The 19,950-nt window shown below is 59.4% G+C and carries 22 protein-coding genes, 1 tRNA gene and 1 pseudogene; 8 read left to right on the forward strand and 16 right to left on the reverse strand.

What is annotated here, in order from left to right:
• Positions 1-67: 67 nt before the first annotated feature.
• From ACPYOJ_RS01080 to ACPYOJ_RS01120, 9 genes are all read right to left on the reverse strand, one after another.
• Positions 68-586 (reverse strand): RES family NAD+ phosphorylase, encoded by a 519-nt coding sequence (locus ACPYOJ_RS01080; RefSeq protein WP_481414581.1) that lies wholly within the window; start codon positions 584-586, stop codon positions 68-70.
• Positions 579-950, reverse strand: coding sequence for an antitoxin Xre/MbcA/ParS toxin-binding domain-containing protein (locus ACPYOJ_RS01085; RefSeq protein WP_481414582.1), 372 nt, complete (start codon positions 948-950; stop codon positions 579-581). The genes ACPYOJ_RS01080 and ACPYOJ_RS01085 overlap by 8 nt, the downstream gene beginning before the upstream one ends.
• Before the next feature lie 61 nt (positions 951-1,011).
• The gene (locus ACPYOJ_RS01090) at positions 1,012-1,800 is read right to left on the reverse strand and encodes a crotonase/enoyl-CoA hydratase family protein (protein WP_481414583.1); all 789 of its coding nucleotides are present in this window, start codon (positions 1,798-1,800) and stop codon (positions 1,012-1,014) included.
• A complete protein-coding gene (locus tag ACPYOJ_RS01095; protein ID WP_481414584.1) occupies positions 1,800-2,666 on the reverse strand; it encodes a hydroxymethylglutaryl-CoA lyase in 867 nt (288 codons plus the stop codon). The genes ACPYOJ_RS01090 and ACPYOJ_RS01095 overlap by 1 nt, the downstream gene beginning before the upstream one ends.
• A complete protein-coding gene (locus tag ACPYOJ_RS01100) occupies positions 2,666-4,642 on the reverse strand; it encodes an acetyl/propionyl/methylcrotonyl-CoA carboxylase subunit alpha (protein WP_481414585.1) in 1,977 nt (658 codons plus the stop codon). The genes ACPYOJ_RS01095 and ACPYOJ_RS01100 overlap by 1 nt, the downstream gene beginning before the upstream one ends.
• Positions 4,624-5,034, reverse strand: coding sequence for a RidA family protein (locus tag ACPYOJ_RS01105; RefSeq protein WP_481414586.1), 411 nt, complete (start codon positions 5,032-5,034; stop codon positions 4,624-4,626). The genes ACPYOJ_RS01100 and ACPYOJ_RS01105 overlap by 19 nt, the downstream gene beginning before the upstream one ends.
• A 7-nt stretch (positions 5,035-5,041) precedes the next feature.
• Positions 5,042-6,649: a carboxyl transferase domain-containing protein gene (locus ACPYOJ_RS01110; RefSeq protein WP_481414587.1), complete on the reverse strand. Its 1,608-nt coding sequence runs from the start codon at positions 6,647-6,649 to the stop codon at positions 5,042-5,044.
• Positions 6,646-7,809, reverse strand: coding sequence for an isovaleryl-CoA dehydrogenase (locus tag ACPYOJ_RS01115; protein ID WP_481414588.1), 1,164 nt, complete (start codon positions 7,807-7,809; stop codon positions 6,646-6,648). The genes ACPYOJ_RS01110 and ACPYOJ_RS01115 overlap by 4 nt, the downstream gene beginning before the upstream one ends.
• A 234-nt stretch (positions 7,810-8,043) precedes the next feature.
• Positions 8,044-8,946, reverse strand: coding sequence for a DMT family transporter (locus ACPYOJ_RS01120; protein ID WP_481414589.1), 903 nt, complete (start codon positions 8,944-8,946; stop codon positions 8,044-8,046).
• Between the two features lie 24 nt (positions 8,947-8,970).
• Between ACPYOJ_RS01120 and ACPYOJ_RS01125 the strand changes: the two genes are divergently transcribed.
• The gene (locus ACPYOJ_RS01125) at positions 8,971-9,168 is read left to right on the forward strand and encodes a hypothetical protein (protein WP_481414590.1); all 198 of its coding nucleotides are present in this window, start codon (positions 8,971-8,973) and stop codon (positions 9,166-9,168) included.
• Positions 9,169-9,489: 321 nt separating this feature from the next.
• Positions 9,490-10,695, forward strand: coding sequence for an MFS transporter (locus ACPYOJ_RS01130; protein ID WP_481414591.1), 1,206 nt, complete (start codon positions 9,490-9,492; stop codon positions 10,693-10,695).
• 46 nt (positions 10,696-10,741) lie between these two features.
• On the opposite strand, the gene ACPYOJ_RS01135 is transcribed toward ACPYOJ_RS01130, so the two are convergent.
• Entirely contained in the window at positions 10,742-10,927 is a 186-nt protein-coding gene (locus ACPYOJ_RS01135; RefSeq protein ID WP_168829815.1) for a hypothetical protein, read from the reverse strand.
• Positions 10,928-11,124: 197 nt separating this feature from the next.
• Here ACPYOJ_RS01135 and ACPYOJ_RS01140 point away from each other — a divergent pair, with 197 nt between their 5' ends.
• Positions 11,125-11,331, forward strand: a complete 207-nt coding sequence (locus ACPYOJ_RS01140) for a hypothetical protein (protein ID WP_168829814.1) — start codon at positions 11,125-11,127, stop codon at positions 11,329-11,331.
• Positions 11,332-11,518: 187 nt separating this feature from the next.
• Positions 11,519-12,250, forward strand: coding sequence for a YoaK family protein (locus ACPYOJ_RS01145; protein WP_481414592.1), 732 nt, complete (start codon positions 11,519-11,521; stop codon positions 12,248-12,250).
• 10 nt (positions 12,251-12,260) lie between these two features.
• Here ACPYOJ_RS01145 and ACPYOJ_RS01150 read toward each other — a convergent pair whose 3' ends face one another.
• Positions 12,261-12,866, reverse strand: a complete 606-nt coding sequence (locus ACPYOJ_RS01150) for a class I SAM-dependent methyltransferase (protein WP_481414593.1) — start codon at positions 12,864-12,866, stop codon at positions 12,261-12,263.
• A 261-nt stretch (positions 12,867-13,127) separates the two neighbouring features.
• Between ACPYOJ_RS01150 and ACPYOJ_RS01155 the strand changes: the two genes are divergently transcribed.
• The 3 genes from ACPYOJ_RS01155 (at position 13,128) to ACPYOJ_RS01165 (ending at position 14,977) form a co-directional block, all read left to right on the forward strand.
• Positions 13,128-13,203, forward strand: a tRNA-Val gene (locus tag ACPYOJ_RS01155).
• A 322-nt stretch (positions 13,204-13,525) separates the two neighbouring features.
• The gene (locus ACPYOJ_RS01160) at positions 13,526-13,783 is read left to right on the forward strand and encodes a hypothetical protein (RefSeq protein WP_481414594.1); all 258 of its coding nucleotides are present in this window, start codon (positions 13,526-13,528) and stop codon (positions 13,781-13,783) included.
• Positions 13,784-13,855: 72 nt separating this feature from the next.
• Entirely contained in the window at positions 13,856-14,977 is a 1,122-nt protein-coding gene (locus ACPYOJ_RS01165; RefSeq protein WP_481414595.1) for an FRG domain-containing protein, read from the forward strand.
• A 216-nt stretch (positions 14,978-15,193) separates the two neighbouring features.
• Here ACPYOJ_RS01165 and ACPYOJ_RS01170 read toward each other — a convergent pair whose 3' ends face one another.
• The 3 genes and pseudogenes from ACPYOJ_RS01170 to ACPYOJ_RS01180 all read right to left on the reverse strand — a co-directional run bounded on the left by ACPYOJ_RS01170 (position 15,194) and on the right by ACPYOJ_RS01180 (position 16,861).
• Positions 15,194-15,496, reverse strand: a complete 303-nt coding sequence (locus ACPYOJ_RS01170) for a hypothetical protein (protein WP_481414596.1) — start codon at positions 15,494-15,496, stop codon at positions 15,194-15,196.
• Positions 15,497-15,570: 74 nt separating this feature from the next.
• Positions 15,571-15,702 (reverse strand): annotated as a pseudogene (locus ACPYOJ_RS01175) (ATP dependent DNA ligase); the annotation flags it as partial.
• Between the two features lie 43 nt (positions 15,703-15,745).
• A complete protein-coding gene (locus tag ACPYOJ_RS01180; protein ID WP_481414598.1) occupies positions 15,746-16,861 on the reverse strand; it encodes an alkene reductase in 1,116 nt (371 codons plus the stop codon).
• Between the two features lie 119 nt (positions 16,862-16,980).
• Between ACPYOJ_RS01180 and ACPYOJ_RS01185 the strand changes: the two genes are divergently transcribed.
• Positions 16,981-17,883 carry a LysR family transcriptional regulator gene (locus ACPYOJ_RS01185; protein ID WP_481414599.1) on the forward strand — a complete coding sequence of 301 codons (903 nt, stop codon included), beginning with the start codon at positions 16,981-16,983 and terminating at the stop codon, positions 17,881-17,883.
• Between the two features lie 190 nt (positions 17,884-18,073).
• Here the strand turns inward: ACPYOJ_RS01185 and ACPYOJ_RS01190 are convergent, their stop codons facing one another.
• Positions 18,074-19,069: a GlxA family transcriptional regulator gene (locus ACPYOJ_RS01190; RefSeq protein WP_481414600.1), complete on the reverse strand. Its 996-nt coding sequence runs from the start codon at positions 19,067-19,069 to the stop codon at positions 18,074-18,076.
• A 209-nt stretch (positions 19,070-19,278) separates the two neighbouring features.
• Positions 19,279-19,938, reverse strand: a complete 660-nt coding sequence (locus tag ACPYOJ_RS01195; protein ID WP_481414601.1) for an HD domain-containing protein — start codon at positions 19,936-19,938, stop codon at positions 19,279-19,281.
• Positions 19,939-19,950: the final 12 nt, after the last annotated feature.

A 19,950-nucleotide genomic window follows, 5' to 3' on the forward strand; every position in this document is an offset into this window, starting at 1 on the left:
TTTTCGCGGTCAAAACTGCCAGAATGCGACGCTCTGTGCAATTCCACCTGTGCTGTAGGAACTGCAGCTATAGCCAGGAGGCCGGTGACCTGGGCAATCTGCCTTCGGGATCGATTGCACGGAGCTCCGGCCCGCCCGGCTCGTTCCACGTCCATAGTGCCACGCATGTGCCGCCATGCGACATGAAGGACGGATAGATCACGCCGTGATAACCCGATGCCATCAGCCGTTCGCGGAGATGGTGGGTCGCCGGTACCTTGCCTTCGTCCATCAGCAAGCGCCATTCGCAATGATGGATGTCGGCAGAGGTATCGAACTCGCGCAGAAGTGCCGCGTCCATCGTATCCGCCAGGCGCGCGCCTTTGAGCTCTAGTTGTGCGATCATTGCAGGATGCTGGACGAAGCCCTGGTTATATTCCGCCCAGGCCGTCGACAACTCCCGAGCCGCGTAGATCGTCGGCGCTCCCACTGGATTCCACCGGCCGCCAAAGCGACCGGCGCCCTCGCCGGATAGCGGCGCATAGGCCCATTTCGGAACGAAGGCGCGCCAGAGAAGCGTAGCTGCGCCGGGTTGCGTCTCAGGCATAGACGCCGGACCGCACGGCCTCGAGATAGGCAAGGACCCGGTCGGCTTTGCCTTCGCCGACGAGATCGAACGCCGTCTTGCCGCCCCAGCCGGGGATCGGCTGATGCTTGAACCAGATCACCGCGCGGTTCTCGTCGCCAGCCATCTCGCTTGCCATGGAAAGGATGCGGACGACGTTGCTGAGCGCGCTATCGACCTTGCGGGCGCTCGACTGCGCCGTCAACGTGTTGCGGGCAACGCCGATCAGCCGCGCGAGTTCGGCGAGCGTGACGCCAAGCTCTTCAGCAACGCGGCGGGGGGACAGAAACGAGGAGTGCTCGTCACCGAAGTGAGCAGCGATATTATTGAACCTCGCGGCTACCATGGCCTAGCCTTTGCATATTTTGATCACTGTGCAATCAAAATATGCTCAAACTACGCTCATTTCAAGTTTCGCTTCGCCAGAATGGATCGCGCCGTTCGAAGAAAGCGGCAATGCCTTCGCGCGCCTCATCCGTTTCCCAGGTATCTGCCAGTTGCTCTATGACCCCTTCGATGACCGCATCTGTAATCGGCGTACCCAACGAACGGGCGAGTGTCTTGGCTCGCGCGACTGCCCCGGGTGATGCCTTCAGGTAATGCGCGACCTCGGCTTCGACTGCTGCATCCAAGTCCTCCGCCGGAACGACATATTGAACAAGACCGGCGGCCTTTGCTTCCAATGCGCTGATAAGTTTGCCGGACATGAACAGCGGTCGCGCGGCGCCCTCGCCGATGCGCGCGATGACAAAAGGACTGATCGTCGCCGGGATGATGCCGAGGCGAACTTCCGTGAGCCCGAAACGCGCGCCTTCGGAGACGATCACCAGATCGCAAATGCTAAGTAGGCCGATACCGCCGCCGAAAGCATTGCCTTGCACCCTGGCGATTACTGGTTTCGGAATATCGTTCAAGGCACGGAACATGGTTGCAAGACGCCTTGCCTCGGAAATCCGCTCGGCGCGTTCGGCTTCGAATTGCATGCGCATCCAGCCGAGATCGCCGCCTGCGCAAAAGCTTGCGCCGTCTCCCGCAAGCACGATGACCCGCACGCGGCGGTCGGCGCCAAGCTCCTTTGCCGCGGCCGTAAGTTCATCCATCATCTCTGCCGATATCGCATTGTGCTTCTCGGCTCGCGCAAGCGTCAGCCGCGTGACACCACGCGCGTCGGTCTCGATGCGAAGTGTCTGAGGCATCACGAAGCACTCCTCAAAGTACGAGCAAAGGCGGCCGCCTGCTGCAGCCTTTCTTCCGCAAGCCCGGTCGAATAGCTTTTCGCGGCAAGATGGCGCGCGACCGCCAGGGTGTCGACATTGCCCTTGGCGCCCGGCGCATAAGGACAACCTCCAAGCCCGCCGATTGAGGCATCGAAGGTGCGAAGCCCGTGGTCCAGCGCGACATCGATGTTTTCGAGCGCGCGACCGGACGTATCGTGGAAATGGCCGGCCAGCATCGCAGCAGGTGCCTCTTGCAACACGGCCGCCAGCATCTTTGCGACGGCTTCCGGGGTCCCGCGGCCGATCGTGTCGCCAAGACTTATCTCATAGCAGCCGAGATCCCTCAGCCGTGCCGTAACCTCCGCGGCCTTGGCCGGGGAAACGGCACCTTCATAGGGGCATTCAACGACACAGCTGACATAGCCGCGCATCTTGATACCGTGCTCACGGCTGGCGTCGGCGACGGGCCGGAAGCGCTCGATGCTTTCGGGGATCGAGCAATTGATATTGCGCTGACAGAAGCTCTCGGAGGCTGAGGCGAAGATCGCGATCTCATCCGCCCTTGCCGCAAGTGCTGCCTCAAAGCCCTTCATGTTCGGGGTCAGCACGGCGTAGCGGACGCCCGGCTTGCGCCGAATGCCCGCCATCACTTCCGCTGCGTCCGCGAGTTGCGGCACCCATTTCGGGCTCACGAAGCTCGTGACCTCGATGCGCTCGTAGCCGCAATCCGAAAGCATATCGACAAGCGCGATCTTGTCCGCCGTCCCGATGAAACGCTCTTCGTTCTGCAGTCCATCGCGTGGAGCCATCTCGACAATCGAAACATATTCCTCCGCGGACGCCATCACGCCTCCTCCGGCTTCAGCGTCACGAGAACGGCGCCTTCTGAAACCTGCTGGCCCTCGCTCGCCTCAACGCTTTCCACGACGCCGTCACGCGCCGCAGTCAGCGTCAGTTCCATCTTCATCGCTTCCATGACGATCAACGGCTCGCCTTTCGACACCGTCGCACCTTCGCTCGCTCGCACGATCTTGATGAAGCCCGGCATCGGCGCGATGAGTCGATTTCCTGTCTCGGTTTCCGACGCAGCACCATCGAGCCGATCGGGAACCGTGAAGAGATGCGTATAACCGTCGAGGCTCAGGCTCAGCCGATGCGGCCCGCGCTCGATCTCGACCGGAACCTGCCTGCCATCGACCTCAACCTGAACGCGATCTCGATCGCGGCTGACAATCCTGATCGGGATCACACGGCGGCCGTCATGGACGGCGAACATGTCAAAGCCACGTGCCACGACCCGCAGAGAAGCGCCTTCGCCTGCATGTTCCAGGGTCACGATGCGCTGCATCTCGCCCCAGAGCTGCCAATGACCGAGCGTATCCCACGGACTGCCGCCGGACACGTTGGCATCAAGCGACAGCACCGCGGCAAGCGCAACCACGGTATCGGCAGCAGGCGGAATTGCCGTAAGCATCTCAAGATCGCGATCGATCAAGCCCGTATCGGGATGACCTGCGACGAAATCTTTCTGCCGGCTCAGATTGGCGAGGAAATCGATATTGCTGACCGTTCCCGCAATCCGCGACGCCTGCAGTGCATGGGTCAACCTCGCAAGCGCGGTTTGGCGGTCCGGTCCATGCACGATCATCTTGGCGATCAGCGGATCGTAGTGTGCGGAAATCCGGTCGCCGGACCTGACACCCGCGTCGATCCGCACTTCGACCGGAAAGCGCATCTGTTCGACAACGCCGGTTGCAGGCAGGAAACCCTTCGCCGGGTCCTCCGCATAGATGCGCGCTTCAAACGCCCAGCCATCGATGGAGAGGTCGGATTGGCTTGCAGGCAATGGTTCACCGGCGGCAATCCGCAGCTGCCATTCGACAAGATCAATGCCTGTGGTCGCCTCCGTCACCGGATGCTCAACTTGCAGGCGCGTGTTCATTTCCATGAAGAAGAATCGATCCGGCAGGAGCCCGTCCGAAACATCCGCGATGAATTCCACTGTCCCGGCGCCGCGATAGTCGATCGCATGCGCCGCACGCACGGCTGCCTCACCCATGGCGCGGCGCATCTCGGCCGTCATGCCGGGTGCCGGCGCCTCCTCGATCACCTTCTGGTGCCGCCGCTGCAGCGAGCAGTCACGCTCGAAAAGGTGAACGACATTGCCGTGCTGGTCTCCGAAAACCTGCACCTCGATATGGCGGGAGAGGAGCAGGTATTTTTCGAGGAGCACCGCATCGTCGCCGAAAGCCGCATGCGCCTCGCGCTTTGCTGCTTCGAGCGCCGCGGGAAAGTCTTCGGCCCGGTCGACACGGCGCATACCCTTGCCGCCGCCGCCTGCCCGCGGCTTGATGAGCACCGGGAAGCCAATCTCAGCGGCCCTGTCGGCCAGGAAGTCCGGCTCCTGACGGTCACCATGATAGCCGGGCACGACCGGAACGCGTGCTCTGTCCATCAATGCCTTGGCGGCATCCTTCAGACCCATTGCCCTAATTGCGGATGGCTGGGGTCCGATGAAGACCAGCCCGGCCGCTTCGACGGCCTCGGCAAAATCGGCATTTTCCGCAAGGAAACCGTAGCCCGGGTGGATCGCCTGAGCCCCGGCACGCGTGGCAGCCGCGACGATGCGCTCGATCGAAAGATAGCTTTCGTGCGCCGCCGCACCGCCAATGCGGATGGCCTCGTCGGCAAGCTCGGTGTGCAGCGCGCCGGTATCGGCGTCGGAATAGACGGCGACCGTATGGATGCCCATGCGACGCGCAGTGCGGATGATGCGGCAGGCGATTTCGCCACGATTGGCTATCAGGACCTTCGAGAACATCGCTGTTTCCTATTGCACCGCGACCAATCGATCTCGAGCAGCCAGGCGGAATCGACGAGCCCGGCGACGACGAGCGTCGAGGCCGGAAGCAGCGAACCCAGATATTCGCTGCGGACTTCGCGATTGACTGCCAAATAGCTGCGGTCGGCGATGTAGGTGTTGATCTTAACGATGTCCGATTTGCTCATGCCCGCGGCCCGGAGCTGGGCATCGATGTTCTGCCAGACCTGCCGGGCCTGCGCGGCAAAATCCTCCGGGATCGCCTGCCCCGGCAGGACCGGAACCTGGCCGCTGACGAACAGCAGCCTTTCGAAATTCTCCAGCCTCACGGCCTGGGAGTAACCGCCCTGCGGCTGGGGTGCATCGAGGGCGTTGATCGCTTCCCGTTTCATGTCTTCCTCACATCCTGAACAAACCAAAACGCGTTTCTTCGACCGGCGCGTTGAGCGCCGCCGAAAGCGAGAGCCCGAGCACGTCGCGGCTCTTCAACGGATCGATGATGCCATCGTCCCAAAGGCGTGCGGAGGCGTAGAGCGGATGGCTCTGGCTCTCAAAAAGATCGAGAATGGGCTTCTTGAAGGCCGCCTCATCATCGGCACTCCAGGCTGTTCCCGCGCGATTGAGCGCTTCGCTTCGAACGGTGGCAAGAACGCCCGCCGCCTGCTCACCTCCCATGACAGAGATCCGGCTGTTCGGCCATGTCCACAGGAAGCGCGGCGAGTAGGCGCGGCCGGCCATGCCGTAGTTGCCAGCGCCGAAGGAGCCGCCGATCAGCATCGTAATCTTCGGCATCCTGGTTGTTGCCACCGCCGTGACCAGCTTGGCGCCGTGCTTGGCAATGCCTTCCGTCTCGTATTTCCGCCCGACCATGAAACCGGTGATGTTCTGCAGGAAGACCAGCGGGATCTTCCGCTGTGAGCAGAGCTCGACGAAATGCGTGCCCTTTACTGCGGATTCGGAAAAGAGCACGCCGTTATTGGCAATGATCCCGACCGGAATGCCATGGATATGGGCGAAGCCGCAGACGAGAGTGGTCCCGTAGCGCGCCTTGAACTCGTCGAACCGCGAACCGTCCACAATGCGGGCGATCACCTCACGAACCTCGTAGGGTGTGCGAAGATCGGCCGGTATGATGCCTGCGATTTCCGCCGGATCGTAGAGCGGCGGCTCCGGCTCGCGAAGCTCGATCGTCAGCGCCTTCACCCGGTTCAGCGAAGCAACGGCCCGGCGCGCCAGCGCCAAGGCATGGGCGTCGTCGCGCGCCAGATGATCGGCAACGCCGGAAACGCGGGTGTGCACATCGCCGCCGCCGAGATCCTCCGCCGAGACGACTTCGCCGGTCGCTGCTTTCACGAGCGGCGGGCCGGCGAGAAAGATCGTTCCCTGTCCCTCGACGATGATCGCTTCATCCGACATGGCCGGAACATAGGCCCCGCCCGCCGTGCAGGAGCCCATGACCACGGCAATCTGCGGAATACCGGCCGCCGACATGTTCGCCTGATTGTAGAAGATGCGGCCGAAGTGCTCGCGGTCTGGAAAGACCTCGTCCTGGTTCGGCAGATTGGCACCGCCGGAGTCGACGAGATAGAGGCAGGGCAGATTGTTCTCTGCCGCGATCTCCTGCGCTCTGAGATGCTTCTTCACCGTCATCGGATAGTAGGTACCGCCTTTGACGGTCGCATCGTTGCAGACGATCATGCATTCGCGTCCGGCGACACGCCCGATGCCCGTGATCAGCCCGGCGCCCGGCGCCTCGTCGCCGTACATGCCGTAGGCGGCGGTCGTGCCGATTTCCAGAAACGGCGTTGCCGGATCGATCAGTCCCATCACCCGATCCCGCGGCAGCATCTTGCCGCGGCTCACATGCCTTTCCCGCGCCCCTGCGCCGCCGCCGTTCGCGGCCGTGCGCGCTGCTTCTTCAACGATCTGGCTTGCCGCCCGCATCGCCGCCTGATTGACCCTGAAGGTTTCGGAACTGGTCGAAATCTGGGATTTGAGTACGGTCATGCCGTCTCCGCAAAGAGTTCGCGCCCGATCAGCATGCGCCGGATTTCGGAGGTTCCGGCGCCGATCTCGTAAAGCTTGGCATCCCTCAGCAGCCGCCCCACGGCGTAGTCGTTGGTGTAGCCGTTGCCGCCCAGCGCCTGGATCGCTTCGAGCGCCATTCCCGTCGCCTTTTCCGCTGCGTAGAGAATGCAACCGGCGGCATCCTTTCGGGTCGTCTCGCCGCGGTCGCAGGCAGCCGCGACCGCGTAGACATAGGCGCGTGCCGTGTTCAGCGTCACATACATGTCGGCAACCTTGCCCTGCATCAGCTGGAACTCGCCTATCGCCTGTCCGAACTGCTTGCGTTCATGCAGATAGGGCAGGACGATGTCCATGCATGCCGCCATGATGCCGAGCGGTCCGGCGGAAAGCACCACACGCTCGTAGTCCAGCCCCGACATCAGTACCTTGACGCCGCCGCCGACGGTCCCCAGGACGTTCTCCTCGGGCACCTCGCAATCCGCAAAGACCAGCTCGCAGGTGTTCGAACCGCGCATTCCGAGCTTGTCGAGTTTCTGGCCAGTCGAAAAGCCCTTGAAGGTCTTTTCGACGAGGAAGGCGGTGATACCGCGCGGCCCCCCTTGCGGATCGGTCTTCGCATAGATCACCAGAACATCGGCATCCGGACCGTTGGTGATCCACATCTTGCTGCCGTTCAGCACATAGCGGTCGCCGAGCTTGTCAGCCCGAAGCTTCATGGAGACGACATCCGAACCGGAGCCCGGCTCCGACATGGCCAGCGCGCCGACATGCTCGCCCGAAATCAGCTTCGGCAGATAGCGGGCTTTCTGCGCGTCATTGCCGTTGCGGTTGATCTGGTTGACACAGAGATTGGAATGCGCGCCGTAGCTCAATCCGACCGAGGCCGACGCCCGGCTGATTTCCTCCATGGCGACGCAGTGCGCCAGGTAGCCGAGGCCAGCACCACCATGGCTCTCATCGGCGGTGATGCCGAGCAGGCCCATGTCTCCCATCTCACGCCAGAGCGGCGCCGGGAAACTGTTACTGCGATCGGTCTCTTCCGCCAGCGGTGCGATACGCTCGCTTGCAAACCGCCTGACGCTTTCGCGCAATGCCTCGATCTCGTCGCCGAGGGCGAAATTCAAACCGCCTGAATACATCCGGCCTCTCCTCCTAGCCGCCGATCCCGCGTCAGCAAATCTATTCCCCTCCCGAGATCGCAGGTTGATCAGTAGTCCGGAAAGCAGCTCCTCTTCCGCCCATCCGTCCACGATCAGGACAATAGCACCCGATCCGCGGAATTTCCGCGCCAAAAATGGCGCTGGCGCGCATCAATCGAAAAGCAGCTTACTATGATCGCGATATTTTCGTAATGGCATCGCACCTGTCGGACGCTAGGCGGCCAGACGTCGCCTTGAGGCGACCACGAGCCGGCGCTCCCACCAGATGAGCGCGAGGCTGGAAGCGACGATCAACAGCGCACCGGCAAAGACGTTCGGCGTCGGAACTTCTGCCCAGATGAGATAACCATAGAGAAAGGCCCAGACGAGGCCGCTATATTCGATGGGCGCAAGCGTCGAGGCGGGCGCATGGCGAAAACCCTCGTAGAGCAGATACTGGCCGGCAGCGCTGACGCAGCCCAGCCCGATCATCAGGCACCAGTCGAAGAGATCAGGCGATTTCCAGACCCAGGGAAGCGCCGCTCCGCAAGCGACGACAAAAAGCAAACTCGTCGCCATCATCTGATTCATCGTGCTTTCCGCATGGCTCAGCCGCAGAAGGACGACGCTCCAGGCCCAACAGAAACCTGCAAACAGGACCATCCCGGCCGGGATGAGGCTTGGCGCCTGTGCCGGGTTCGCGGCAAGCACCACGCCCGCAAAGCCGCCGATGCAGGCTAGCCAGCGAACCGGACCGACTTTCTCGCGAAGCACGAAAATCGACAAAACAACAACGATGACAGGCGCGCAGAAATACATCGTCGTGATCTCGGCAAGCCCGAGATGGCGCGCTGATGAATAATAGGCGAGCCAGGCGACGAACATCAGCAGCGCGCGGGTCAGGAGCAGGCCCCGCTGGGCGCTTTTCAGGATCGACGGATGACGGCGCCGACGCACGAAGATGCCGGCGAAGATGACGATGACGATGCTACGGAGGAAAAGGATCTGCGGCACCGAATAGTCCGCGACCAGCCATTTCACGATCGCATCCTGGACGGCAAAGAGCGAATAGCCGATGCACGCCAGCGCTATGCCAAAAAGCGGCGACGGCGCCTCATCGGCTGATCTCAAAAACATGGGAGCCTGCGAAGGAAAATGCGTTTGAATACGCCACCCGGAGTAGCAACCAGCGCTCGCGTTGACAATGGCAACGCGACGCAAGCATGCATATTTTCTCATGGTTCTGCTGCAAACTTCTTGCTGACGGATGTGATGGCATTGATGATCACGGCTACCCCGGAGTTTGCGACAGAATCGACCCTTGTCATCGTCGCGATTCACGAGGTCTGGATGCGCTGATCTGAGCGGTCGCGCCGCTTGACAGCTTCCGGCAAAGAGAGGAAAGATCGCGCATGGGGTTGCGATCACCCCACGAGGCGACAGCCGAAGCATCGCGTCCATTCGACCGCTCACCCGGAGGACGCATGATGTCATCACCTCTTGAAATTTCCTCCGAAAATTTGTCCGGCAAGTTAGCGCCGACGTCCGCATCGACGAGGGCTTCGGCGGCAACCCGCACCTTGATACCAGGCTCGGAAGGCGGCCTCGAATCCTGCGCCGGGCGCGGCCATCCGGCCGGCAACGCAAAAGGCCGGGACCAAGCGATAGGTCATTTCGGCAGTGAGACCCGTGCAAAGTAGCCATCCCGCCACATGTCTTTTCGCGGCGCGCGCGCTGCGCGATTTCGGTGACGGCTTCGTCGCCATCCTGTTACCGGTCTACCTGCTCGTTCTCGGATTTTCCCCGCTGCAGGTCGGCATCATCGCGACAGCATCGCTGTTTGGCTCTGCACTCTTGACGATCGCCGTCGGCTTCCTCGGAGTCCGCTATGATCTCCGCTGGTTACTTCTGGCCGCCGCAAGCCTGATGACTGCCACGGGTGTGGCAATGTCGCTGATGGACGATTACTTGCTGCTGCTGGTGATCGCATTCGCCGGCACAATCAATCCGTCGGCCGGCAGCGTGAGTGTCTTCGTGCCACTGGAACACGCGGCACTCACCCGCGAAGTGAACGATGCGCTGCGGACGAAGATGTTTGCTCGCTACAGCCTCGTGGGGGCGCTCGCAGGTGCCGCCGGCGCGCTCGCGGCCGCCCTGCCCGATCTAACAAGTGCCATAGGGCTTGGCCAACTGACCGCAATCAAGCTGATGTTCGTGCTTTACGCGCTCCTGGGCACTGCCGGCGGCCTCCTTTATGCACGCATCCCAACGCGTATTGCTAGCCACAAGCCTACCCAAGCCGCCGCACTCGGTCCCTCGCGCGCCATTGTCTTGAAGCTTGCAGCGCTGTTCAGCCTCGACGCCTTCGCAGGGGGCTTCGTTGTCCAGTCGCTACTCGCCCTCTGGCTGTTCAAGCGTTTCGATCTGTCGCTCTCCGAAGCCGGAGTGTTCTTCTTCTGGACGGGCGTGCTGTCGGCGTTCTCCTTTCCTGTCGCCGCATGGCTGTCGCGGCGCATCGGACTGATCAACACCATGGTGTTCACCCATATTCCATCGAGCGTTGCCCTGATGCTGGCGGCATTTGCGCCCACCCTGCCCGTCGCACTCAGCTTGCTGCTGATCCGGGCGGCGCTCTCGCAGATGGATGTGCCGACGCGATCTTCCTACGTGATGGCCGTTGTGACGGAGGCGGAGCGAGCGGCCGCCGCGAGCTTCACATCCGTGCCGCGCAGCCTAGCCGCAGCGGCCAGCCCCGCGCTTGCGGGTGCTCTCTTTGCCGCCTCATACCGAGCCTGGCCGCTCCTCATCTGCGCTACGCTGAAGATCGTCTATGACCTGCTATTGTTGCTGCAGTTCCGGCAGCTCAAACCACCGGAAGAAAGCTGACACGGAGCAGTCCAACATCCTGCATTGCGGCGGCGGCCGCTTTTCTTCAGCGATCCAGATCAAGCTTCAGCTGCTCGCCGCCGCGGGTTTTTACGAGGTAAGGGTTCGGCGCTCTCATCAGCTCAATCCGCTGGAGCAACCGCCCGCGACGTTCGAGGTCGCGCTCGCGGGCCGAACGCGACGCGGCAACGAAATCCAGGGCATTCTTGATGACAAGCTCTGCGTGAGTCATGAGAACCTCCACGAAAGTTTGTTCACTATATGTTCTTATTTTAGCCGGAAGTCAATCCGAGTGATCATACGCTCCCGGCGCGGTTTGCCCGCTGACGAACTCGGGATCATCCTTAGGAATTAACCGATATTTAAGCATGTTCTTGCCTAAGCCGAATTTTCTTGCCATGCTGAGTGCTCAATTGAGGGGTTTAGAGCATGGATATTCACAGCCTGAATGCTGAACCAACGCAGTATGCGCAGCGCCTTCTCGATTGCCGGGCATCCTTCGAACCAATGTTTCTTGAGATCATCAAGGAAGCGCAGAAGAACGGCTTTGAGCCGGCTGAGGTCGCTATGGCGATCGCCGATGCTGCTGACGACATGATCTTGGCTCTCGCCTCGAAGCTGCGTACGGCGCACTAAGCCGGCCTTTTTTCGGCCGACGGACGGATGGCTCCGATGACCGCCGATCCCTCAAAGGGGTCGGCGGCAGCGTTCTGACGCTCTCGTTTTCCGGATCAGAGAATAACGGGACAATGCTGGCGCTGGGCCTTTCCTGCCGGCCCTTTCCTTTCTATGCTGTCGGCATCTCGCACGACCGACAAAGCGCATGCTGATCCGCCAGGGGCACGAACGAAACGAACAAATCGATAGGAAGCTAGCCTCGTGGCTCGCCGCGATCGCGGGCGCGTTGAACGCAGCAGCGTTTTACGCGGTCGGCTTCTTCTCCGCTAACATGACCGGAAACGTCTCGACATTCTCCGATCATATTGCCGTTGGCGCATGGTTTTCCGGCCTGTTCTATCTTGCGATCGTCGTCACCTTCATCGTCGGCGCCACCATCTCGACCCTGCTCATCAATGCCGGCCGCAGACGCAACATGCATGGCATCTATGCCTATAGCATCCTGACCGAAGCGATCCTGCTTGCGATCCTCGGCTGCGCCGACCTTTGGCTGCTTGGAGCCTGGCGCGCGCCGGTGCTGGTCATCGGCCTTGCCTTTCTCATGGGCCTTCAAAATGCTGTCGTCACGCGCATTTCGGACGCGCGGGTGAGAACAACCCATATCTCGGGAATGGCGACCGATATCGGGATCGAGCTGGGGATGGCATTTGACATCCTCCGCGGTAAGGAGCCGTCGAGCGAGGCACGACATAACCGCGCCAAGCTCCTTTTGCATGTCCATACGATCCTCGCCTTTCTGGTTGGCGGGATCGTCGGGGTTCTGGCCTATCGCGCCGTCGGTGGTTTCATGCTGATCGGCGCCGCCGCACTACTGCTGATGATCGCCGCGACCGGCATTTCCCGCGCACGGAACCAGCGCGCGCAGGCCGTCTCGTAGAGGCGCTACCTCAGAGGCGCTGCAGACAAAAGGAAAAATGCGCATCCGGGTCCAGCGTCAGATATTCGAAGCGCCATCCGTAATCGGCACAGAACTTGTGGACGGCTTCCACCACGCCATAGACGATCGGCTTGACGGTGTTGCCGGTACAGAAGTCGTGGCCCGCAATCCTGCCACCCCGGTTGACCTTGCTGTTTGAGAGCACCAGTTCCTGCCAGGTGAGGTCGAAGGAGTGGTCCGTATCGATGTATAGCCAGTCGAAAAAGCCGTCCTCGAACGTGCGCAAGACGTCGAGCGACGTACCCTGCCTTATCTCCACCGTTCCATCGGCTATCTCGCCGCCGAACTTCTCGCGCACAGTGGCCATGCCGGCGGAGTAGCGATCCATGCCCCATGGGTCGATGAGGAAAAGCTTGGCGGGGCGATTGCGCTTGAGAATTTCTGCCGTGAACTCGCCTTCGGCGACGCCGATCTCGGCCGCGATCCCGCCATTCGGCAGACGATGCAGAAGCTCGTTGCGATCCGGCAGCAGCTTGGCGCCTTCGGTATGAACGAAATCCAGCCTTGTACGCGGTGTGCTATTCCTCAGGCATAACCGCTCTTCGCGCGTTTTCACTCTATGCTCCATGAGAGAATGATTTCATGATCGGCACAGCACCAAGGGTGCCGGGATGCAGTCTATCTCTATACACAAATCCCGGCTTGCGAAACTCACGAGGCGAGGCATCCGCCGCCCTTCACAACAATCTGAAGGGCGTGCTGCGGCAGGATGGTGATTGCCGGTCAGAAAAAATTGGAGAAAAATCCCGGCAACGGTCTTGCAGTTCGACGCCGATATCGTTAGAGAGCCATCCACGCTAGGTGCTGCGGCACCCGGGGGCGATTAGCTCAGTTGGTAGAGCGCCTCGTTTACACCGAGGATGTCGGGAGTTCGAGTCTCTCATCGCCCACCATGCTTTCCATAAAAAATCGTTCGTTCTCGAAGCAAAATTAATTGCTTAGCAACTCTCGTCCACGTGCAATTCCCCTCACCTATCGGCCTAAACCGCCCCTTGATTTTAAAAGGGAACCCGAAACGCTCCCCTCACCCCTCCAGCAGGCAGACATTACAAGCGCTTTAGCGGCTCTATGGCGTAGACCGCGCCCCTAGGGTCTCCGGGAAATTTAGCTTGAAGAAAATCTATTCATCAGAAATGTCTCCGGATAAATCTTGATCCACATTTTCCGGCAGTTGCCCCCGTGGTATCAACCCACCGGGAACTCGGGGAACGTCGCATGCCAGAGTGGGGTGTTAGACGCCGTTCGATGTCAACACGGGAGCTTGTAAAAGTAGCCATGGGGCTCTATCCCGAACTAAGCGGGCAGCGTGACAGCTTTGATGTTTTCTTCCGGATAGCAAGTGCAGCCATCCACGCCGATGAGTTGCCTAACAAGGACTTGGATACGGCTATCTATTTGGGAGAGAGACTGCTTGGCTTGTTGACGAAAATCCAGGCCCACGATGCCCTTGACGCTGAACTTCCGCTCGACTGACATTAAGCGACTAGCAGATAGGCCGGTGTATTTAAGCGATTAAAGACCAAGTGTGATTGCGGAGAGGTGTCGATGCGAGGGCAGTGGCAAGGCAATTATAGCGGGTATTCTTCTGGACAAGTTACGCTTCAGATTGACGAGTACGAAACGCACTTCGCCGGCAGAGCGTGCGTATTCGAGGCCGGTAACGACTACGGAATTTACGTTTGCGGGTTCCAGACTCAGGACAAAAAGGATCATCAACAGCTTAAAGTGCCGGTCACAATTCAGCGATATCTTGATGCCACCGACATACCCAGATCGGAGTTATCCTCCTCTTTCCCCGGTATTGATTTTCCTACACACGCTTTGATCGACCTGAAAATGTTGAGCAAAGGGCTGCGCGTTACCGCCACAACGATGATGGACACCAAAACGCTTGGAACAATTACTTCTCTGCTGACCCGTGGATCTGCGGAAAAGAAGAGCAAGCTGGTCGTAGACAAGACGGTCAGGAGCTGGGAAAGGTTCAAACAAATGGTGGGATCGATGGAGCCTGACCGCTTCATCTTTCGAGGTCAGCCTGTTGTTAACCGACTTAGAACCTCATTTCATCGGACCAATCGAAGCGACTTGCATAAGTTTCAAGCGGACGACATCCCTCAGTTGCATGCAATGGTGACCTCAAAAACAAACCATTACTTCGATCTTCGTGACAACGTACAGAATGCGGCTTTCTGGAATTTGCTCCAACATCATGGCTATCCCACGCCCTTGCTAGATTGGACGCATTCACCCTATGTCGCCGCATACTTTGCTTTCAGAGAAAAGCCCCAAGGCGCAATTGAGGCAAACCGTAAGATCAGGATATTTATGTTCGATCGGGCTGCTTGGCTTAGCGATTTTCGTCAGATTTACAGCGTTGTAAACGTCAGGCCGCACTTCTCTCTTCTCAATCCCATCGCACTTGAAAATCCGCGGGCATTGCCGCAACAAGCAATTTGCTCGATCACAACCGTCGATGATGTCGAAGATTACTTGACCCAATGTGGCAAGGCAGCGAACAAGACATACCTCAGCGTTTTCGAACTACCCTTTACTGAGCGTGGCCCAGTTTTAACGGAACTTCGCTTGATGGGAGTGGCCGCCGGCTCTCTTTTTCCAGGAATTGACGGAGCATGCGAAGAGATGAAACTGAAAAATTTTCGGTATTAGCGCTGCGATGGTGCCCCATGCGGGAGTAAGGCAATCCGTCAGAATCAACAGCTTGCCAATTTTTTGAGACAAAAAGACGGTTTGCGAAATCATCTTGCTTTTCGCCGGTAGTGTCTCACGTGATCTCGTAGATCGCCGCTTCTTCGCACCTGCCGGGCACACCAAAGAAAACCCCGCAGAGCGACCGCGGGGTTTTTCTCGATCGTCTGCTTAATGTTACTGGCAGTTGCCACCGGCATCCTTGGCTGTACCAGCTACGGGCTTACCCGCCTTGTTGGCTGCGGTCTTGCCCTGAACGCAGTCCGAGGACTCTCTGATATCACTCCCGGCGGCATCACTCCCGCCATTGAAGTTACCGCTCGTGTTCTGATTTTGCGCGCCGCCAGAACCGCCGGTGGCGCCGGAACCGCTCGTGCTGCCGGAACCGCCGCTCCCACCCGATCCGCCGCTGGCCTGAGCCATCGCCGACGTTGCAAGACCGATCGAAAGTGCGGAGACCGTGATGAGTTTCAAAAGCATTGGATTCTCCTATTCTTGCTTTTGCTTCTGGGGGGGCGAACTCCAGCATGAAAAATTAGTTCCACCTTAAATTCTCACTCGATCTCGTAAATCGCCGCCTCGTCCTGCTCCTCTCGAAGCCCCTTATAAGAGGCGTGCCGCAGCTTCCCGTCATGCGTCCAGGCGCGGTATTCGATCTCGGCAATGAGTATCGGTTTCACATAGACCGCATCGCGCTCTTCCTGCCGGTATCGGCGGCTGACCATCCGCTCACGAGGCAGGTCTATCCTGATAGAACGGATAGTCGATGTAGCCTTCGGGTCCCTGCGTGTAGAAGGTTTTGGTGTCCCACTCATTGAGTGGCCATCCGTTACGAAGCCGCTCAACCAGGTCAGGATTGGCCAGAAACGGCTTGCCCACCGCGATCAGGTCTGCCTCATCATTGTCGATTGCGGCTTGCCCGTTCGTTTCGAGGTAGCCGCCGGAAAGAATCAGCGGTCGCTGAGAGGCCTTCCGAAAATCTCGAAGGTAATTGCTGGGAATCGAGACATCGTCGGCCCAGCGCGTTTGATCGCTAACGTGTACGTAGGCGATGTCGCGCTTTGCGAGTTCAGCCGCCAGCCGTAGATAGGTCTCAGCCTCGTCTTCAAACGCAGGCATTTCATTGAATCGGCCAAAGGGGGACAAGCGGATGCCGGTGCGCTCGCGGCCAATCGCGTCGATTACGGCGTCTACTGTTTCGAGTGTAAAGCGGATCCGATTGTCAATCGAACCGCCGTAACGATCGTTGCGCGTGTTTAACGCCCCATTGATAAACTGGTCGTGGAGATAGCCATTGGCGGCATGAATCTCGACGCCGTCAAAGCCGCCCTCGAGGGCATTGCGGGCAGCCTGCGCGAACTCGCCAACGATAATTGGCACCTCGTCCGTCAGCAGAGCTCGGGGCTTACTTTGGAGAAGAAAAGCTGGCTTGCCGCCCGCGTCGAAGGCCATGGAGATGGCTTTCGTCGCCCCTACGTCTGTGGAGCTAACAGTGGCTTGGCCATGTGGCTGATGCGAGACATGACTCGCTCGGCCGCCATGCCGGAGCTGACCGAAAATCACCCCACCATGATCATGCACCTCACCGGTAACATGGCGCCAGGCCTCGATTTGGGTCCGGGTATATAGGCCAGGCTCGAACGCCCAGGTCCGGGCCCATTCGCTGATGGCGATACTGCCGGTCACGATGAATGCGGCGCCGGCACGCTGCGCAAAATAGCGCGCAGTGTCGGCCTGGGGAACCCAGTCGCCGTTACGCGCACGCGAGCGCTCCATCGGCGCCATGACGATGCGGTTTTTCAGGCGGATCGGCCCGAGGTCGAACGGATCGAAAATTGAAGGCATTGTGAATCTCCATCGGTCTGGATTTGCGATTTGATGTCCCGCTGGAGATAATCTAAGTTTCTTCCCTGGATTAGAGTGCCTTAACCCTACTTACTGTTGCGTCAAAGGCTACAAACTCAATGAAATCTCGCTTTGACGGTATCGTCGAGTTCGTCGCGGTTACGCGACTAGGCAGTTTCACGGCAGTTGCTGCGGAGCTCGGCATGACCAAGTCCGCGGCCGGGCGAGCAGTGTCGCGTCTTGAGGATCGGCTAGGGTCAAAATTGCTCTATCGGACAACGCGCCATCTAACCTTGACGCCAGCGGGAGAGGCTTGGCTCGAGCATTGCGTGGCTGCGCTTGCCGAGCTCGAGCGCGGCGAAAACGCGCTCATGCTCGCGCGCGACGCGCCATGTGGTGAGGTGCGGATTGATCTGCCGACGGCGTTCGGACGACTCCTCGTCATGCCGCTGCTGCTCGAATTGGCTGAACGCTATCCAGCGCTGTTTCTCAACGTGACCTTCACGGATCGATGCGTCGATCTGATTCGCGAAAACATCGACCTTGTGGTGCGGATCGGCAAACTTGACGACACAACGAACCTAGTCGCGCGTCAGGTCGGCATCCAACGGATGGTGATCATTGGATCGCCTGGCTACCTTGCGGTCCGCGGTGTCCCCTACTCTCTGGCCGATCTCGCCGGGCATGATTGCATCGCCGGGGAACGCCAGGAACAGCGCGCTGTTTGGTTGCTCAAGCAACCGGACGGCTCCGTCGCGCGTCACCCTATCCCGGTCAAACATGATATCCGCGATTTCGAGATGATACATGCAGCGGCAAGGGCAGGACGCGGCCTTGTCCAACTCCCCTATTGGATGGTCCAGGACGACATTCGCGATGGAAAGCTGAAGACGGTCCTCGATGGAATGTCCGGCGGGGAAATGCCGATAAACGTCGTTTGGCCCCGAACCAAAACATTGCCTGCAAAGATTCGTGTCGTTGTAGACAACCTTGTTCAAAGCCTTCCGCGCGTCTCACAGTGAGGTTTCTCGCCGCGTGCAAAGTGCTCGCGAGCGACGGCGCACCCATGACGAGTACGTGTGACACCATGCCGGTATGCGTGCGCGAAGCTCTCATAAGAAAGCGTGGAGCGTCCAATCGTGAACACTTGCGATGTGACGTATCCTACTTCCTCCATGCCGGGGAACGCGGCACCAATAAGAGAACCATCGTCTATTCGACATCAGCAAGCTCATTGCGGAACTTTGATCGGCGGAAGCTTGCGCGATATTGGCTGGGTGTCACGCCAAGACGCCGGTGGAACACGACACGCATTCGGTCTGCGGATCCGAAGCCACACCGGAAGGCCACTGCCTTGAGTGCATGATCACTTCCTTCAAGCAGCATGCGAGCGGTGTCGATTCGCGCCCGCATGACAAACTCATGCGGGGTTATCCCGGTTTCTTGCACGAAGTGGCGAGCGAGGTTGCGAGCGCTCATACCAACGTCGAGCGCAAGTGACTCAAGCGAGTGAGGGCGTCCGATATTGGCCATCACGTAATCTTGGATGCGCGCAATCGGCGAGTTTGGATCTGAGGGGGCGGTGAGATAAGGGCTGAATTGCGATTGGCCTCCCTGGCGCTGCGCCACCACCAAGAGCCTTTTTGCCACTGCTACCGCTACGCTCGGCCCATGCCGCTCACTGACGAGCGCCAATGCGAGATCGATCCCTGCTGTTACACCAGCCGACGTGACAAGCCGGCCATCGCGGACGTAGATGAGGTCAGGCTCAACAAGGGCAGTTGGGAACTGTGCCGCCAGCGTCTGGGCCACAAGCCAGTGGGTGGTGACCCTGCGCCCCTCAAGCAGACCCGCGTGGCCAAGCGCGAATGCCCCGGTGCAAATTGAACCGTAGATCTTCGCCCGCGCTGGTGCATCGCGCAGCCAATTTAAGAACTGCGGATCAGGGGCGGCATACGGCAGCTGGGGGCCTCCCGCCACCAGCAACACATCTAATCCGCTGAGCGTATCTTCGAATGTGACGTCAGCGGTTATCTGCATGCTGTTTGATGCACGTAATGGCGCGCCTTGGGGCCCGACCAGTACCGTCTTGTATCTATCTCCGACAGGAATAAATAAATTCGCTTCGGTGAAGACATCGATTGGGCCTGCAACGTCCAGTGCCTGGACATTGTCATGTATCACAATCGCGACTGTCTGGATTGGCATCATCGCTCCCAACCGCTGGCAGCAAGTTTCAAATTCATCTCCAACAGCATTGTCGAGGAAGATCTCCGCCGTTGATCAAGCAGTGTACCTCGCAATCGCGAATCCCTAGTGTGGATTGATGAACGACATTTGCGAAAGAGATCTGCCCAACATAATGCCTGCCGCTGCGGATGGTCTCTCAACCGCTCACATAGCTGAGAAACCGCAGATTATGCGCCGTGGTTGTGACACCCACAGACCCAATGGGAGCGCAACATGATGCTGCAGATGTTCAACCGCTGAAAATTGGGATCTTTTTGCTCCAGGAAACCTTCGTTCATGGTACCGAATGTGCTCGCGGGCCGATGTTTCATCCCGTGATAAAATGCGTCAATCATCTCGTGCTCGAAGTTGTTGCCGCGTGGATACGCAGCGGTCACCGCCGTGCGTTCTTTGTCCGTAAAATCCTCGTAGCCGCGACCCGCCACGTCCATTCCCGCCCCCGCCTGGACCAAGGCGATCTCCGGATCCATGAATTCGGGAATTCCGGGCGTCGTGTGGAGCGCGATCGCATCCCAGACCGTCTTGATATCGCCTTCGGGTACACCGCGGCTTCGTAGGAAGTCACGTGCGGCGTTGGCGCCGTCTACCTCGAACCGAAGCTGGCTCTCCTGGTAGCCCTCTGTCAGCCCAATATCGTGGAACATAGCACCTGCATACAGAAGCTCCGGATCGAATTTCAGCCCTTTTCGCTCGCCGGTCAGTGCTGCCCAAAGATAGACCCGGGCCGAGTGATTGAAGAGCAGCTCAGACGCTGTGTCCCGTACGAATTCCGTTACCTCGTTCGCGAGCTTGCTGTCTGGGATCATGATCCCGCTCGTGGTTGTCATTTTGTACCTCCA

It is taken from the genome of Rhizobium sp. SVR5-9E (assembly GCF_056755095.1).

What these genes read in the sequence shown, in the direction of transcription:
- ACPYOJ_RS01190 (WP_481414600.1), bottom strand. Translation starts at nt 19,069, where the DNA reads ATGCCAATCCAGACAGTCGCGATTGTGATACATGACAATGTCCAGGCA.
- ACPYOJ_RS01120 (WP_481414589.1), bottom strand. Translation starts at nt 8,946, where the DNA reads ATGTTTTTGAGATCAGCCGATGAGGCGCCGTCGCCGCTTTTTGGCATA.
- ACPYOJ_RS01160 (WP_481414594.1), top strand. Translation starts at nt 13,526, where the DNA reads ATGCCAGAGTGGGGTGTTAGACGCCGTTCGATGTCAACACGGGAGCTT.
- ACPYOJ_RS01185 (WP_481414599.1), top strand. Translation starts at nt 16,981, where the DNA reads ATGAAATCTCGCTTTGACGGTATCGTCGAGTTCGTCGCGGTTACGCGA.
- ACPYOJ_RS01170 (WP_481414596.1), bottom strand. Translation starts at nt 15,496, where the DNA reads ATGCTTTTGAAACTCATCACGGTCTCCGCACTTTCGATCGGTCTTGCA.
- ACPYOJ_RS01100 (WP_481414585.1), bottom strand. Translation starts at nt 4,642, where the DNA reads ATGTTCTCGAAGGTCCTGATAGCCAATCGTGGCGAAATCGCCTGCCGC.
- ACPYOJ_RS01180 (WP_481414598.1), bottom strand. Translation starts at nt 16,861, where the DNA reads ATGCCTTCAATTTTCGATCCGTTCGACCTCGGGCCGATCCGCCTGAAA.
- ACPYOJ_RS01145 (WP_481414592.1), top strand. Translation starts at nt 11,519, where the DNA reads ATGCTGATCCGCCAGGGGCACGAACGAAACGAACAAATCGATAGGAAG.
- ACPYOJ_RS01105 (WP_481414586.1), bottom strand. Translation starts at nt 5,034, where the DNA reads ATGAAACGGGAAGCGATCAACGCCCTCGATGCACCCCAGCCGCAGGGC.
- ACPYOJ_RS01135 (WP_168829815.1), bottom strand. Translation starts at nt 10,927, where the DNA reads ATGACTCACGCAGAGCTTGTCATCAAGAATGCCCTGGATTTCGTTGCC.
- ACPYOJ_RS01090 (WP_481414583.1), bottom strand. Translation starts at nt 1,800, where the DNA reads ATGCCTCAGACACTTCGCATCGAGACCGACGCGCGTGGTGTCACGCGG.
- ACPYOJ_RS01165 (WP_481414595.1), top strand. Translation starts at nt 13,856, where the DNA reads ATGCGAGGGCAGTGGCAAGGCAATTATAGCGGGTATTCTTCTGGACAA.
- ACPYOJ_RS01140 (WP_168829814.1), top strand. Translation starts at nt 11,125, where the DNA reads ATGGATATTCACAGCCTGAATGCTGAACCAACGCAGTATGCGCAGCGC.
- ACPYOJ_RS01110 (WP_481414587.1), bottom strand. Translation starts at nt 6,649, where the DNA reads ATGACCGTACTCAAATCCCAGATTTCGACCAGTTCCGAAACCTTCAGG.
- ACPYOJ_RS01080 (WP_481414581.1), bottom strand. Translation starts at nt 586, where the DNA reads ATGCCTGAGACGCAACCCGGCGCAGCTACGCTTCTCTGGCGCGCCTTC.
- ACPYOJ_RS01095 (WP_481414584.1), bottom strand. Translation starts at nt 2,666, where the DNA reads ATGGCGTCCGCGGAGGAATATGTTTCGATTGTCGAGATGGCTCCACGC.
- ACPYOJ_RS01195 (WP_481414601.1), bottom strand. Translation starts at nt 19,938, where the DNA reads ATGACAACCACGAGCGGGATCATGATCCCAGACAGCAAGCTCGCGAAC.
- ACPYOJ_RS01085 (WP_481414582.1), bottom strand. Translation starts at nt 950, where the DNA reads ATGGTAGCCGCGAGGTTCAATAATATCGCTGCTCACTTCGGTGACGAG.
- ACPYOJ_RS01115 (WP_481414588.1), bottom strand. Translation starts at nt 7,809, where the DNA reads ATGTATTCAGGCGGTTTGAATTTCGCCCTCGGCGACGAGATCGAGGCA.